This window comes from Porphyromonas canoris (genome assembly GCF_000765975.1).
Lineage (GTDB): Bacteria > Bacteroidota > Bacteroidia > Bacteroidales > Porphyromonadaceae > Porphyromonas_A > Porphyromonas_A canoris.
Genome location: NZ_JQZX01000020.1, coordinates 1 through 300, shown reverse-complemented (window position 1 = coordinate 300; position 300 = coordinate 1). Strand labels below are relative to the sequence as shown.

Here is a 300-nt window from a genome sequence, read left to right as displayed (position 1 = left end):
GCTAAGTCGTAACAAGGTAGCCGTACCGGAAGGTGCGGCTGGAACACCTCCTTTCTGGAGCGAAGTATTCGTGTCTGTTGTTTATATAAATGACAGACAGCTATTGCTTGGGTATGAAGGGTAATGTACCCTGTCTGCTTGTTGAGAATGTATTCAATAGTACAATATATCATTCGATCCGTATGAGAGGGATCGAAATGAGTGGCGTGAGTCTCTACGGAGTACGATCTGCTATCCAGTCCTATAGCTCAGTTGGTTAGAGCGCTACACTGATAATGTAGAGGTCGGCAGTTCAAATCT

At 45.0% G+C, this 300-nt stretch carries 1 rRNA gene; it reads left to right on the top strand.

What is annotated here, in order from left to right:
- A 16S ribosomal RNA gene (locus HQ29_RS09495) occupies nt 1–54 on the top strand; the annotation flags it as partial.
- Nucleotides 55–300: the final 246 nt, after the last annotated feature.